Source organism: Streptomyces sp. V2I9, assembly GCF_030817475.1.
GTDB lineage: Bacteria > Actinomycetota > Actinomycetes > Streptomycetales > Streptomycetaceae > Streptomyces.
The window spans coordinates 3,771,273-3,784,740 of record NZ_JAUSZJ010000002.1; the positions used below are offsets into that span (position 1 = coordinate 3,771,273).

The window sequence follows — 13,468 nt, forward strand, 5'->3', positions numbered from 1 at the left end:
GTACGCCCCCGTACGTGCGGGCCGGGCGCGGGGCGGTACCCCGTACGCGCCCGTACGCGCAGGCCCGGCACGGGACGGGTACGCCGTTACGCGCCCGTACGTGCGGGCCGGGCGCGGTACGGCACTCCGTACGCGGTGTACACCCGGCGTGCGGGCACGATCGGTGCGGCGGGTCGCCGGCTCCTCGGAGCGGCGGCCCGCCGCACCCGTGTCCGCCGCACCCGTGCCCCGGCCGGGGCACGGCCCGCGTGCTCAGGCCGAGGCGCGGCGCACCAGCGTGGTCGGGGTGATCACCGACTCCGGGACCTCTCCGTCGCCCGTGCGGTCCCGGTCCAGGGCGCGCAGCAGCAGCCGGGCCATCAGCCGGCCCTGGCCCTCGATCTCCTGGCCCACGGTCGTCAGCGGCGGATCGGTCTCCGCGGCCACCGAGTCCATGTCGTCGAAGCCGACCAGCGCCACCTGGTCCGGCACCGCGATCCCCCGCTCGCGCAGCACGCGCAGCGCGCCCGACGCCATCAGGTCGTTGGCGGCGAACACCGCGTCGAGGTCGGGCCGCCGCTCCAGCAGCTCCGCCATCGCCCGCGCCCCGCTCTCCACCGTGAACGCGCCGTCCGCGACGAGCGTCGGGTCCACGTCCACCAGCACGTCCCGGTAGCCGTCCAGGCGGTCCAGCGCGGAGGTCTGGTCGGCGGGTCCGGCGATGTGCGCGATGCGCTCGCGCCCCAGGTCCCGCAGATGCCGCACGGCCAGCCGCGCCCCGCCCCGGTTGTCCGCGTCGACGTACGGGACGGCCTGGTCGCCCGGATCGGCGGTCCAGCTGGGCCGGCCCCCGTACACCGCCGGAATCCCCGCCCGCCGGGTGATCGCGGGCACCGGGTCGTCGGTGTGCAGCGAGAAGGCGAGCGCGCCGTCGACGTGCCCGCCCGCCAGGTAGCGCGCTATCCGGTCGAAGTCGCCGGGCCCCTCCACCAGCAGCAGGACGAGCTGGGTGTCGTGGGCGGTCAGCTCCTTGCTGATGCCCCGGATCTGCTGGGAGAAGAAGGGGTCCGAGAAGAAGCGGGTCTCCGGCTCCGCGATGACGACAGCCACCGCCCCGGTGCGCCGGGTGACGAGGGTCCGCGCCGCGTGGTTCGGGATGTATCCCAGTTCCTCGACCGCCTGGAGCACCTTGTCCACGAGTGGCTTGCGGACGCCGTCGCCCCCGTTGACGACCCGCGAGGCGGTGGCCCGCGACACCCCGGCGCGCGCGGCGACGGCTTCCAGGGTGGGCCGGGACCCGGGGGGCTGCTCGGGCAAGGCGGTCGCTCCTCGTCGACGGGGCGGCGATACGCGGGCGGGTGCGGGGTGCGCTGCGGTGCGTGTGCTCGGTGTCGTCGCCGGATCCCGTACAGCCTAGCGCCGGGCGCCGACCGCACTGAGAGCGCTCCCACGCCGCGCGCCGGTGCGGCGGGAGGACGGGAAGCGGCGCCGCTCCGGAGAGGGTGACGGTCGGTGACGGTGAGGAGGTTTACCGGAACTGCGCCTCTTCCGGGCGACCTGCGCGTTGGACACGCTGGGTATGCATGTCCATCACGCAGAGTGGAAGGTGCGGCATGGAAGCGATGGAGCGGCGCAGGGTGGCGGTCGAACGGGTGCGCACGGCGGAGGACGCCGTGGAGCGGTTGAAGGAGAGGTTCGCCGGGCTCGGGGTGAAGCTGCCGTCCCTGCGGGTCGATCCGGCCTCGTGCGCGGGCGACGAACCCGCGCCCCTGGTCGATCTGGGCCGCTGCAACATCGACACCGCGCTGCGGCTGTGCGAGGTGCTGGCGGAGAAGGAGAGCGGTCATGACGGGTGAGGGATGCGCGCCGGGTGCACCCGAGGCGGGCGCGTTCGCGGTGGACGCGCGGGACGGCCGGGTGGGCCGGGTGGTCGGCCGGTCCGGTCCGGGCCTGCGGCTGCGGCCGCCCGGCGGCGGGCCGGAGTGGGAGTGCCCGTCGGAGGCGGTGCGGCCGGCGCCGCCGGGGGCGGTGCTCCGGGCGCGGGTGGCGGAGGCCAACAGGGAGAGTCAGCTGCCGCGTTGAGGCGGCGGCGCCGCGTCGGCCGCGTGGCGGTCCGGTCCGGACGGGCGGGACGGCGGAGCCGGCCCCTCCTCGGGGCCGGGCCCGCCGCCGTTCGGGGGCGCGCCGGATCACATGACGCGGAACGCCGTGTAGTAGGCGGACAGTTGATCGTGATAGGCCGGATCCTCGGTCTGCTGGTGCCGGTCGAACTCCGGGGAGTCCTTGACCTGCTCCTTGGTGAGATCGACGTAGACCTTCCGGTCCTCGGTGTCGATGTGCTTCACCGTGCCCGCAGGGAGCAGGACGTCCTTGCCGAAGATCCAGACGCCGGTGTCCACGAGCAGATAGGCCGAGCCCACCTCGTCGGAGTGCTTGTCGACCTTTCCGATACTGCCGTCGGTCGCCTCGACCGTGAAGCCGGTCAGGTCGCTGCCCGCGATATGACCGCTCGACGGCTGGTAGCCCCACAGGGAGTCGCTCATTGTGGCTCCTTTCGCGAAGGTCGCTCAGCGCATTGTGCGGCGGATCATCGATATACCGGTGATATTTCCGCTGACCCTCGTGTGCCCGCGAAGGTGCGGCCCACACCTGGGAGGCACCCCGGTAGCAGCGGTGTGCACAGGGGCGGACGGGCAGGAGCGGGGTGGAGGGAGACACGGGACGGCCAGGTGCGGGGCGGTTCGGTGCGGGGTGGAAGAGGAGCGGTAAAGGTGCGGGAAAGGAAGGTGCACGTCGGTGCCCCGTGTTTTTCCGTGCGCGGGAAATACTCGGATGATTTCCGCTCCGGACCGGTCGCCGCCGGCCGGAACCGGAATGGTAGGAAGGGCCGACCCCGAAGGACGGAGAACAGACGGTGTCCGATGACGTACGGGGTTGGCTGACCCCGAGGGCGGTGACGGCCGAGGCCGGCGTCAGCCAGGAATTCGACCTCTCGCAGTGCGTGCGCGAGCCGATCCATCTGCTGGGCGGCGTCCAGTCGTACGGGGTGCTGATCGCCGCGCGGCTGGACGACGCGGTCGTGGACACCGTGAGCCGGAACGCGGCGGACGTGCTGGGCCGGGCGGCCGGGGATCTGCTGGGCCGTCCGCTCACGGAGCTGATCGGCGACGAGCAGTGGGCCCTGGTCCGGGAGAGCACGTCGGTCCTGGAGGCCGCGGTGGACCCGGCGTCGCCCGAGACGGGCCCGGACGGCGGTGCGCAGGACGGGCCCGCCTCTTCCGGCGTGCTGGCCCTGACGGTGAGGGGCGAGGGCGGGCCCCGGTCGTACGACGTGACCGTGCACCGCAACGGGGACCTGCTGGTGCTGGAGTTCGAACCCCGTGCCGTGGACGGGCCGTTCGTGTTCCAGAACTTCTACCCCAGGGTGCGGCGGGCCCTGCAGAAGCTCCAGGGGGCGTCCGACGTCACCGCGTGCTGTACGGCCGCGGTCCGCGAGGTCCAGGCGCTCACCGGGTACGACCGGGTGGTGGCGTACCGCTTCGACGGCCGCGACGGGCCCGGCCAGGTGATCGCGGAGGCGCGCAACGAGGGACGCGAGCCATGGCTCGGGCTGTGGTTCCCGGCCGCCGACATCCCGCCGCAGGCTCGCCGCCTCTATGCCCGCAACTGGATCCGGGTCATCGGTGACGTGGACGACCGCACGGTGGGGCTCGTCCCCGGGCTGCGGGAGAGGACGGGGCAGCCGCTGGACCTCTCGGCGTCCGTGCTGCGGACCGTCTCCGGCTACCACCTGGAGTACCTCCGCAACATCGGGGTGGCCTCCTCCATGTCCGTATCGCTGCTGCACGACGGGGAGTTGTGGGGGCTGATCGCCTGCCACGGCGACGAGCCGATGCGGCTGACGCCCGAAGTGCGGGCGGCGTGCGAGTTCTTCGGGATCGCGCTGTCCCTGCAACTGGCCGCCGTCGCCGGGCGCGAGGAGGCGGACGAGCTGGCCCGCAGCCGCCGGACGCTCGCCACGCTGCTGGCCCGGTCGGCCTCCCTGGCCCCGGACGCGTTGATGCGGCCGGGGTCCGGAATGGCCGAACTGCTCGACGCGGACGGGGCGGTACTGCTGCGGGCCGCGGAGACGCTGACGGCGGGGGACCCCGTGCCCGAGGCGCTGCCCGGACTGCTGGCCCGGCTGGCACGGGAGGCGCCGGTCGGGGAGGTGTGGAGCACCGACCGGCTCCCCGAGGTGCTGGGTCTGGAGCGGGAGGAGGCGGAGGAGCGGGGGGTGCCCGCCGGACTCCTCTTCCTGCCGTTCAACCGGGACGGCGACCTGCTGGCCTGGTGGCGCCACGAACAGCCCGCGCCTCGGGAGTGGGCGGCGGACCCGGCCCGCCCGGTGCGGACGGGGCCGGGAGGCGAGCGGCTGACCCCGCGCGGTTCGGCGGCGGTCTACCGGGCGACCGTACGGGGGCGGAGCATCCCGTGGAGCCCGGCCCAGCGGGTGGTCGCCGCCGAGCTGTGGCGGGAGGTGTCGGGACTGCTGTCCCGGCAGGTGGTGGCGCTGGAGGCGCGGAACACGGAACTGTCCCGGACCAACGAGGACCTGGACTCGTTCGCGCACGCGGCGGCCCACGACCTCAAGGAGCCGCTGCGGGGGATCTCGAACGCCGCGGCGTTCATCGTCGAGGACGCCGGAGCCGTCCTGGACGCGACGTCCCTGCGCCGCCTGACCACCGTACGGCGGCTCGCGGAGCGCATGGACGGGCTGCTCGACTCCCTGCTGCACTTCTCCCGCCTGGGGCAGGTGGGCCTGGTGCGGGAGACGCTGTCGGTGGACGAGGTGCTCGACGACGCGCTGGAGGTGGCCGGGGGGCGGCTCGCCGAGCGCGGGGTGACGCTGGTGCGCCCGGAGCCCCTGCCCCGGCTGCGGGCGGACCGGGAGCGGCTGCGCGAGGTGCTGGAGAACCTGCTCGTGAACGCGGCCAAGTACGCGGCCGACGAGGGCACGGGGGAGCGCCGGGTGTGGATCGAGGCGGTACGGGTCCCGGCGCCGGCCGACGACGGTACGCGCGGAGAGGGGGGCGGCGACCCGGACGCGGGCGCGGACGGCGGCACGGTGACGGCTCTCGTCGTCCGGGACAACGGCATCGGCATCCCGGCCGGGCAGCAGACGGACGTCCTTCAGCTGTTCCGGCGGCTGCACCGCCGTGACGAGCGGGGCGGCGGTTCGGGCGTCGGCCTCGCCGTGGTCAAGCGGATCGTGGAACGGCACGGGGGCCGCCTGTGGCTGGAGAGCCCGGCCCCCGCACCGGACCCCGACTGCGGCGGCGGTCCCGGCACGGCCGTCTGGTTCACGCTGGGGGAGCGGCCGGAGGGCCGACCGTGATCGCGCCGTCCGGCTCGCGGGGCAGCCAGTAGTCGACCGCTCCCTGAAGGACGGTCCGGAACAGCTCGAAGTTGACCGGCTTGTAGATGTAGCTGTCCGCGCCCGCCGCGTAGCAGGCGTCCTCCTCGGCGGAGGCCGTGGAAGAGGTGAAGACGACCACGGTCAGCGACGCGCACGCGGTGTGGGCGCGCAGCTGCGACAGCAGCGTCAGGCCGTCCACGCCCGGCATGTTCAGGTCGAGGAGCAGCAGGTCCGGGGTCCGGGCGTCCGGGTCCAGGAGGCGCGGGAGCACCGCCTCGCTGCGCGGGGTGAACTCCAGGTCCACCAGGGGGCGCGAGCGGGACAGGGCGCGCTGGATGGCCTCGGTGTCCTCCTCCGAGTCCTCGACCACCAGGATCAGTCCGTCACCGGTCATCGCGTCGCCGCCTGTTCGAGCTGGGCTTCCAGGGGGGTCAGGTCCTCGGAGGATGCCGGGTCCCCGGAGGGCGAGGTGCCGTTCCAACGGGCCACGAGCAGGGCGATGTCGTCCTGCCCGGAGGCGCGGAAGGTCCTGGCCTGCCGGGCCAGGGTCTCCGCGATACGGGCGGCGTCGCCGCCGCGCAGGGCCGAGAGGCGCTGCGGCAGGACGCTCTCGAAGAACGTGCCGTCCGCCTCCCGCGCCTCCGTCAGCCCGTCGGTGAACAGCACGAGGGCGTCGCCGGGGCCCAGGGAGTCCTCGTGGCTCTCGTACGCCACGTCGTCCAGGACGCCGAGGAGCAGCCCGCCGGAGACGATCTCGCCGATGGAGCCGTCCGCGCGGAGCACCAGGGGGCGGGGGTGTCCGGCGCTGCACGTGGTGAGCAGAGCGGTGCCGTCGGTGCGGGGCGTCATCGTCACGACGACCGCGGTGAGGAAGCGGCTCGCCCTCTCCTGGCGCAGCGCCCGGTTGAGACGGCTCAGCGCGGTGCCCGGTTCGGTGCCCTCCTCCAGGAGGGTGCGCAGGGTGTGCCGGGCCAGCCCGGTGAGGGCGGCGGCCTCCGCGCCGCGCCCGCAGACGTCGCCGATGAGCACGGCGATGCTGCCGTCGGGGCGGGGCACGGCGTCGTAGAAGTCGCCGCCGACGTCGAGCATCGGGTCGCCGACCTCGTAGCTCGCCGACAGGTCCCACCCCGGCGCGGCCGGGAGCGTCGAGGGGAGCAGGTGCTCCTGGAGCGAGAGGACGGCGTGGCGGCGCATCTCGTACAGCAGGGCGTTGTCGATGGCGAGGGCGGCGCGGGAGGCGAGACTGTCGAGGAAGGCGGTGCCGGGCAGCCGGTCCTCGGCGCGCTGGTAGATGAAGGTGATGGTGCCCACGACGCGGTCGCGGGCGCGCAGGGTGCTGACGCTGACCACCGTGGGGTGGGGGTCGGCCGGTCCCGGCCCGGCGGGGGCGGACGTGGCGAACGGGGACCCTTCGAGGGCGGCGCCGCTCAGGAAGACCGCCTGGTCGGCGTCGCCGCGGCGGTCGAGCAGGGCCGCCAGCCACGGGTCGTCGCGGCCCACGGCCTCCAGTGCGCGCTGCTGCCGCACGGCCACATGGGTGGCGGCGACGAACTCGGGCCCGTCCTGGCGCAGCAGGTGGACGAGGCAGCCCTCCGCGACGGCCGGGACCGCTATCCGGGCCACCCGTCTGAGGGTGTCCTCGACGTCGAGGGACGAGTCCATCTGGAGCGACGCCTCGGCGAGCAGCGCGTCGGAGGCGGCCCGCCGGGCCTCACGTCCGCGCTGGAGGATGCCGGTGTGGCAGGCGACGATGACGTCGACGGCCTGCGCCAGGCGGCGGGCCACGCCTTCCGTGTCGGCCGAGGGGTCAACGGCGAGGCTGAGCGCCGCCCAGCCACGCCGGTCGAGCCGGAACGTGCACGCCACCACGGCGGCCCCCGGCGACTGCCGCAGGAACTCCGCCTCCGGCCACGCCCCGTCGTCGAGACCGGCGACGGCGGTCCGGGTCACGACCGGCTCCCCGTCGGGTTCGCGGGCGGCTGCCCCCGGCATCGAACGGGCCGCCGCGACGATCACCGGGGTGTCGCTCCCGGCGCTGAGGGCCCGCATGTACCGCAGGGTCGCGTCCTCGTCCCATCGGGTGCCCACGACGAGGTGGACGCCCGGAGTGGCGAGGAGCGGCGCGTAGACGTCGTCCGCCAGCGCGCCGACCTCCTCGGCCCGCGAAGCGGCCTGCCAGAGCCGGTGCAGCGCACCGGACCAGGCGTCGTCGCCCGTACCTCTGCCCATGCCCTGCCCTCCTCCGCTGTTCGTCGGCCGCCCGTGTCCGTTCCCTGTCTGGCCCAGTATGACCGGAGGGCCGGGATTCCGATCTGGGACCGGAGCGGCCGGACACGGGCAGCGCGCGTGGACCGACCTGATGCGTACATGGCGTGAACGGGGCGTGCCGGGCGGGTGGCGAGCCGAGGTCGAGCCGGGAGACGGCCGACCGGACCCCGGCGATGATCCTTCGCGGGAGCCCGCCGAGCCGGGGACCGCCTGATGGCCGGCAGCCGAACGCCGTTAGCATGGCCCCGAATTCCCGCCCCCGGAAGACAAGTTGTCCGGCGAGGCACGAACGGCATCGACACATGGGGAAGGGTGGACGAGCGCGCGAGGTCTTTGGCGGCCGCGGGCGGCCCTGGGCGAGGGCCCGTTCGCCAGGGGCGCCATGTCGCACATCCGATCACCACGGGGAGCGCGCGGCCGGCCGGACCATGGCCCCGTGCCGCAGGCAGCAGGCGGGGGAAATGAGCTCATCACGTGTGCAGGCGCTACAGCCTGGAGACCCCTCTCAACTGGGGCATTACCAACTGCTGGGCCGTATCGGTGCCGGCGGCATGGGCCGGGTGTATCTCGGCCGTTCCGTGAGCGGCCGGCTGGTGGCGGTGAAGACGCTCCTCACGGAGGAGGAGGCAGGGCAGTTCGACCGGCGTCGCTTCGCACGGGAGGTGGCACTGGCTCGCAGGGTGAACGGAGTCTTCACCGTGTCCGTGGTGGACGGGGACGCCGAAGCCGTCGTGCCGTGGATGGCCACGGAGTACGTACCGGCACCGTCTCTGGCCGACCTCGTTCAGCGCGCCGGAGCCCTTCCCTCCGATGCTGTGCGCTGGCTCGCCGCGGGGATGGCCGAAGCGTTGACGGACCTGCACCGTGCCGGGATCGTCCACCGGGATGTGAAGCCCGGCAACACGCTGCTGCCGCTCACCGGCCCGCGCCTTCTCGACTTCGGCATCTCCCACGCCACGGACCTGACCCGGACCACGCTGACTCTGGGCACGATCGCGTTCAGCTCCCCCGAGCAGGCCCGCGGCGAACAGTCGACCGCCGCGTCGGACGTGTACTCGCTCGGCGCCACCCTCTTCTTCCTCGCTGTCGGCCGGCCACCGTACGCGGCGGACGCCGATGCCCTGCGGCTGCTCGCCCACGTACAGCGCGGGGAACTCGACCTGACCGGTCTCCCCGGCGAACTCGACACGCTCATCCGGCCCTGCCTGGCCCTCGCGCCGGAAGCCAGGCCGAGCCCGGCGGACCTGTTGTCGGCCGCGGCGCTCGTCCCTCTGCTCGGGGCCGGAAGTCTGCCGCCGGCGTGGACCGCCATGATCAGCGACCACAGCGGACGCGGAGCCCCGGAGCCGATACCCGCGGCCGTTCCCGTGGCGGACAGTGCCGAATCTTTCCACCGGGCGGTCACGAGCACCGCCCCTCCACCGGTGCCGGGCCCGCCGCGGACAGGCACGTCCGCCCCTCCTGTCCCGGCCCCGCCACGGACAGATCCTCCTGTCCTGCCCGTGCCCGTGCCCGACCCGCCGCAGGCAGGAGGCGTACGGCGTCGCGGCTTCCGCGGCCGGATCCTCGCCTGGTCCGCGGCCGTGACCGTACTGCTCGCTTCCCTGGGATTCGGCGGCTACAAGGTCTATTGGAACAACAGCGACGAGGGTCAGTCCTACGCCGCTGTCCGCGACTTCAAGATCGGTGACTGCCTGCGGGACTACAGGCTCGTCGTGGAGAAGGCCGACTGCTCCTCGGCGGAAGCGCACTACATCGCGTACGACAGGGTCGAGGGAGGCACGTGGTGCCCCGAGCAGCGGCAGAACTCCGGCCTGCGGGAGGAAGGCGACCTCTTCGTCGGAACGATCGAGCTGTGCGTCAAGCGCAACATCCATGTGGGCGAATGCGTCTACGCCCCCCGATTCCCGGACAGCGGTCGCATGGACAGCGGATTCCTCCTTGAGGACCCCGCCATGTGCGATCCGGGATATCTGGAGATCGTGAAGGCGATACCGCTGGAGGGCGGAGCCTCCGATCCCTCTCTTGTGTGCGGCGGAGTAGGCCCGATCCACTCCATCCATGAGGGGACCGTGTACTGCCTGAAGAGGATTGCCCGGGCCGGTGCTTCCTGAGAGCCCAGCCGTTCACGGGAGGAAGCCGGAGGAAGTCGCGCCGGTAGGCCGTACCGGGAGTCGCCCCGGTAGGCCGTACCGCGCGGTCGTTCCGTAGCCGTACGTCGGGCCGTTCCGGTTCGACGTACGGCTGTGGGCATGGAGTTCTCGGGGCCCGCGTGCGCCGTGGCGCGGCTACGGGCGGGTGACCACCTTGATGTTGAAGGTGTGGGAGCCCACCCCGCCCGCGATCCCCATGAACAGGAACGCGAAGTGCTCCTGGCCGCGTGCGGTCGTGATGCCGCCGATGTCGAGCTGGGAGGAGGCAGGCCAGCCGAGGTCGGCGAGCAGCCTTCCGGTGGTGGCCTTGGCCTCGGGATCGTCGCCGGACAGGAAGACGGTGCCCGGCTCGGTGAGGTCGCCCGGCGCGACCATGGTGGTCGAGTCCATCGTGCAGAGCGTCTTGACGACGGGGGTGAGCGGGAACGCCTCCTGGATCAGTTCGCCCAGGCTGCTGTTGGGATGGGTGAGGGCGCTGAAGTCGTCGGACAGGCCGACCCCGACATCGATCAGCAGCGTGCCGGCCAGGGCCGGCGCACCGATGGAGCGGAGCAGGTCCACGGAGACGCCGCCGGGGGTGGCGTTGACGAGGACTTCTGCGTGCGCGGCGGTCTCGTCCAGCCCCGCGACCGGCAGACCGAGGTCGCCACGCTCCCGTGGATGACGCGATCCGAGGAGGACGTCGTGCCCTGCGGCGCGCCAGCCGTGGGCCAGGGCGCGGGCGACATTTCCGGTGCCGAGCAGTCCGATTCGCATGAGGCCGAAGCTAGTTGGCGATCTCCGGGGGCGTATCGGGCCGGAGACGGGGGCAGACCGGCACCTGAGACGTAGTCCGCCGGGCGCGGTGCCGGGCTTGTGGCCACCTTGGTGTGGTCACCTTGGTGTCCGGTGCGGTGGTGATGCCGCTGATGCCGAGCGGGGAGGAGACGGGGGCGAGCAGGGCGGGAAGTCGTCCGGTGCCGGTGGAGATGTGACCTCAGCCCCCAACGGCCCGCCCCCGCATGCGCGGGGACGACTCGTCCGGCTCCGCCCCCGCCGCGTGGTCCGGCGGAACACCCCCGCGTGCGCGGGGACGACAGTTCGTGACCTGCGGGTTTAGGTGGCGGAGTGGCGGTTTTTACTTACTTCTTGAGAAACCGGCATATCTGGACTTCCATCATGGAACGGTCACGCGTGTGATTCGGCTGGTGCCATTCTGCCTGCTGCCAGCCTGGTCGATCCGGCTTCGGCGCAAGAGGCGGGGTTACGCGACTCGTAGGCGTGGTTCGGGGTGTGGGTGGTGGTGCAGATGCTCTGCACCTCAGGGGTGATGTGGTGGGTTGGCCTGCTGGTCGGGGTCAGACGGGTTTGAGGAGGCTGCGGAGGTTGGCCATGTGGGCTTTGACGGTGGCGATTTCGGCGGGGCTGGGTGTGGTGGTGTCGTTGCCGGTGTGGGCTTGGTGGCAGGGGCGGCAGAGTCCGTCCGGGAGTGCTTCCGGTGGGCCGGGGCGGCCGCAGTTGGTGCATTCGATGAGGATGCGGCGGTCGGTCGCGGAGGCGTCGGAGCTGAACGGAGTGGCCTCGGTCGTGGGGAGTTGGGGCGGAATCTTGTCGGTGAGGCGGCGGCGGAGGAGGCCGGCTGGTGAGTCGATCTGTGCGGGGAGTCCTGCGGTGAGGGCGCTGGTCAGGTAGTCGACGCTCACGCCTCGTGTGAGCCATGCGGTTGCGAGGGGTTCGAGGGCGGTGCAGTCGTGGGCGGAGAGGGCGAGACGGTGGTCGGTGCGGCCCAGGTGGGCCAACGCCAGGTAGGCGGGGGAGCGCTCGGGTTCAGCGGTGGCGCGGAGCGCCGCACGGACGGCACCAGGGACGGGTGATGCGGGCGCCGGGGCGATTGAGGAGTAGCTCACCATGTCCTGTGCAGACGGCCATTGTTCGGTGGGCTGGGGCTCAGGCTGAGGCTGCGGTGCCTCGGGGGCCGGTGGCGGGGTGCGCTGCTGAGGAACGGCGGGGGGTTCAGGGGCGCATACCGCGGTTGCGTCATTCGGCTGCGGGGATGCGTCGGAGCGAGGTGCTTCCGGTCCGGCAGCGGCCGGGGTCAGGGCCTGGACGGCGTTCTCGGTGGCGAGGTAGGTGGTCCACCATTCGTTGTCGCGTGCGGTACGGGACCAGAACGTGCGGTAGATCCAGCGGACTTCGTACCCGGTGCCGAGCCTGCACAGGACGCGGCGCAGGTGGCCCGCGACGGACAGGGTGTTGAGCGCGGTTGAGATGGCTTGCTGACCGTAGAGAGGGAGGTGCTTGGCCAGTTGCTTCACGCTCATCGCCGCACCTTCGGGGAGGTGGTCGATGAACCCGGCCACGTACCGCTCGCGGGTGGGGAGTAAGGCGAAGTCGTCGCGTGTGCGCGGGTTCTGGTCCGGGGCGGAGCGTTTGCCATAACCCGGTTTGGCCATCGGGTAGGCGTGTGAGGCTGCTGGCGCGGACGGGGCAGAGCTAAGGTGCTGAGTAGCCACGGGATCGGCTTTCTAGGTGAACGATCTTGCGGTTAGACCCTGGCCCGGTGGTTGCAACACCGTGTCGGGGTCGTTTTGGTTCTCGCACCGTAGACAGTCGTCACGCTGTGCCGCAAGCCGTCACCATTAGTCATACTTGCTGGCCGTGACGGGGTAGGGAGGGTGGGGAGGTTTTCTCCAACCCCCCTGTCTTTCCTGCCGGTTAAAGAAGGTGCTCGGGTCTCGCGGCTCGTATCCCGACACCCGGATCCCAGGACCCGAGCTTCGGGCCGCAGCCCTCATTCCCGTACTCCGAACGAGTGACCCGGTCTCACCCGAAGCTCGGATCTCGGGTCCCGAAGTTCGTGGCTCAAGATCCGAGCTTCGGGAGGCTTGCCGCGCCTACGTGAGCGTGGCCACTGCGTACAGGAGGGGGTCCACTGCGGAAAGGTCGTCGCTCACGACTCTCTCTTCTCATGCCTCGGTGGGGCAGATTGTGTACCGGATATGCCTACCTCCGGCTACGAGACGGGGTCCGCTCGTGTTTCCCCGTTCAGGAGTTGTGGGGCTGTGCCTGGTGCGCCGCCGCGATGCGGTCGATCCGGGCAGCCAGGTCGAAGTCGGCCGCTGTGAGGCGGTGGCCGGCGTCGTGCGTCGTGATCCGGAACCGTACGTGATCCCACCGCAGGTCGATGTCCGCGTGGTGCCCGACGAGCCGCTCGGTATCCGCGACGTTCACGATCAGCGCGACGCCGCCGTGGTATCGGATGCCGAACGAGCGCGTAATCGTGTCCCCTTCGCGCTCCCATCCCGTCAACTCGGCCAAACGTTCCGTGATCTCCTCGTCCGGCAGCAAATCCTTGCCCATGGTCAGGTCCTTTCGGTCACCGGCGCCAGGATTGCTGTGAGGTCCCGGCCGACCGGGGCATCGTGCCATTCGGGACGTACAGGCGGGGCACGCTGTCTCCAGAAGGTGTGGTGAGGGGTCGGGCAGGTTGCAGGATGATGCGGTCGAGCGCTCCTCGGAACTCAGCGACGCCGTCCTCGCTGACCGCAGGGGCCAGCGCCTGGTCGAGCCGGTCGAGCTGTTCGAAGATCCGCGCGGAGCCGGTCTCCGCGGCGATGCCTACCGCCTGCGCACCGATGCGGGCGGCCAAGGAGATGTTGCCCGTATTCGTAGAGGCCCTGGTACGTTCCCG

The 13,468-nt window shown here is 72.2% G+C and carries 12 protein-coding genes; 4 read left to right on the plus strand and 8 right to left on the minus strand.

What is annotated here, in order from left to right:
- Window positions 1–252: 252 nt before the first annotated feature.
- The gene (locus tag QFZ71_RS16630; protein WP_307668997.1) at window positions 253–1,296 is read right to left on the minus strand and encodes a LacI family DNA-binding transcriptional regulator; all 1,044 of its coding nucleotides are present in this window, start codon (window positions 1,294–1,296) and stop codon (window positions 253–255) included.
- Window positions 1,297–1,592: 296 nt separating this feature from the next.
- Between QFZ71_RS16630 and QFZ71_RS16635 the strand changes: the two genes are divergently transcribed.
- Together QFZ71_RS16635 and QFZ71_RS16640 are read left to right on the plus strand one after the other, a co-directional pair.
- Complete coding sequence (locus QFZ71_RS16635; protein WP_307671482.1) at window positions 1,593–1,835, plus strand: hypothetical protein; 243 nt, start codon at window positions 1,593–1,595, stop codon at window positions 1,833–1,835.
- A complete protein-coding gene (locus tag QFZ71_RS16640) occupies window positions 1,825–2,061 on the plus strand; it encodes a hypothetical protein (RefSeq protein ID WP_307668998.1) in 237 nt (78 codons plus the stop codon). The genes QFZ71_RS16635 and QFZ71_RS16640 overlap by 11 nt, the downstream gene beginning before the upstream one ends.
- Window positions 2,062–2,168: 107 nt before the next feature.
- On the opposite strand, the gene QFZ71_RS16645 is transcribed toward QFZ71_RS16640, so the two are convergent.
- Window positions 2,169–2,522: a PRC-barrel domain-containing protein gene (locus QFZ71_RS16645; RefSeq protein ID WP_307668999.1), complete on the minus strand. Its 354-nt coding sequence runs from the start codon at window positions 2,520–2,522 to the stop codon at window positions 2,169–2,171.
- Between the two features lie 371 nt (window positions 2,523–2,893).
- Between QFZ71_RS16645 and QFZ71_RS16650 the strand changes: the two genes are divergently transcribed.
- Entirely contained in the window at window positions 2,894–5,356 is a 2,463-nt protein-coding gene (locus QFZ71_RS16650; RefSeq protein ID WP_307669000.1) for an ATP-binding protein, read from the plus strand.
- Here QFZ71_RS16650 and QFZ71_RS16655 read toward each other — a convergent pair.
- Together QFZ71_RS16655 and QFZ71_RS16660 are read right to left on the minus strand one after the other, a co-directional pair.
- Complete coding sequence (locus QFZ71_RS16655; RefSeq protein ID WP_307669001.1) at window positions 5,322–5,771, minus strand: response regulator; 450 nt, start codon at window positions 5,769–5,771, stop codon at window positions 5,322–5,324. The genes QFZ71_RS16650 and QFZ71_RS16655 overlap by 35 nt on opposite strands.
- Window positions 5,768–7,606: a PP2C family protein-serine/threonine phosphatase gene (locus tag QFZ71_RS16660; RefSeq protein ID WP_307669002.1), complete on the minus strand. Its 1,839-nt coding sequence runs from the start codon at window positions 7,604–7,606 to the stop codon at window positions 5,768–5,770. Before QFZ71_RS16660 ends, QFZ71_RS16655 begins: the two co-directional genes overlap by 4 nt.
- Window positions 7,607–8,106: 500 nt before the next feature.
- Between QFZ71_RS16660 and QFZ71_RS16665 the strand changes: the two genes are divergently transcribed.
- Window positions 8,107–9,759, plus strand: coding sequence for a serine/threonine-protein kinase (locus tag QFZ71_RS16665; RefSeq protein WP_307669003.1), 1,653 nt, complete (start codon window positions 8,107–8,109; stop codon window positions 9,757–9,759).
- 174 nt (window positions 9,760–9,933) lie between these two features.
- On the opposite strand, the gene QFZ71_RS16670 is transcribed toward QFZ71_RS16665, so the two are convergent.
- The 4 genes from QFZ71_RS16670 to QFZ71_RS16685 all read right to left on the minus strand — a co-directional run bounded on the left by QFZ71_RS16670 (window position 9,934) and on the right by QFZ71_RS16685 (window position 13,426).
- Window positions 9,934–10,554, minus strand: a complete 621-nt coding sequence (locus QFZ71_RS16670) for an NADPH-dependent F420 reductase (RefSeq protein WP_307669004.1) — start codon at window positions 10,552–10,554, stop codon at window positions 9,934–9,936.
- A gap of 581 nt (window positions 10,555–11,135) precedes the next feature.
- Entirely contained in the window at window positions 11,136–12,230 is a 1,095-nt protein-coding gene (locus tag QFZ71_RS16675; RefSeq protein WP_307669005.1) for a MarR family transcriptional regulator, read from the minus strand.
- A 592-nt stretch (window positions 12,231–12,822) separates the two neighbouring features.
- Window positions 12,823–13,137 (minus strand): 4a-hydroxytetrahydrobiopterin dehydratase, encoded by a 315-nt coding sequence (locus QFZ71_RS16680; protein ID WP_307669006.1) that lies wholly within the window; start codon window positions 13,135–13,137, stop codon window positions 12,823–12,825.
- A 16-nt stretch (window positions 13,138–13,153) separates the two neighbouring features.
- A complete protein-coding gene (locus QFZ71_RS16685) occupies window positions 13,154–13,426 on the minus strand; it encodes a hypothetical protein (RefSeq protein ID WP_307669007.1) in 273 nt (90 codons plus the stop codon).
- Between the last annotated feature and the right edge of the window lie 42 nt (window positions 13,427–13,468).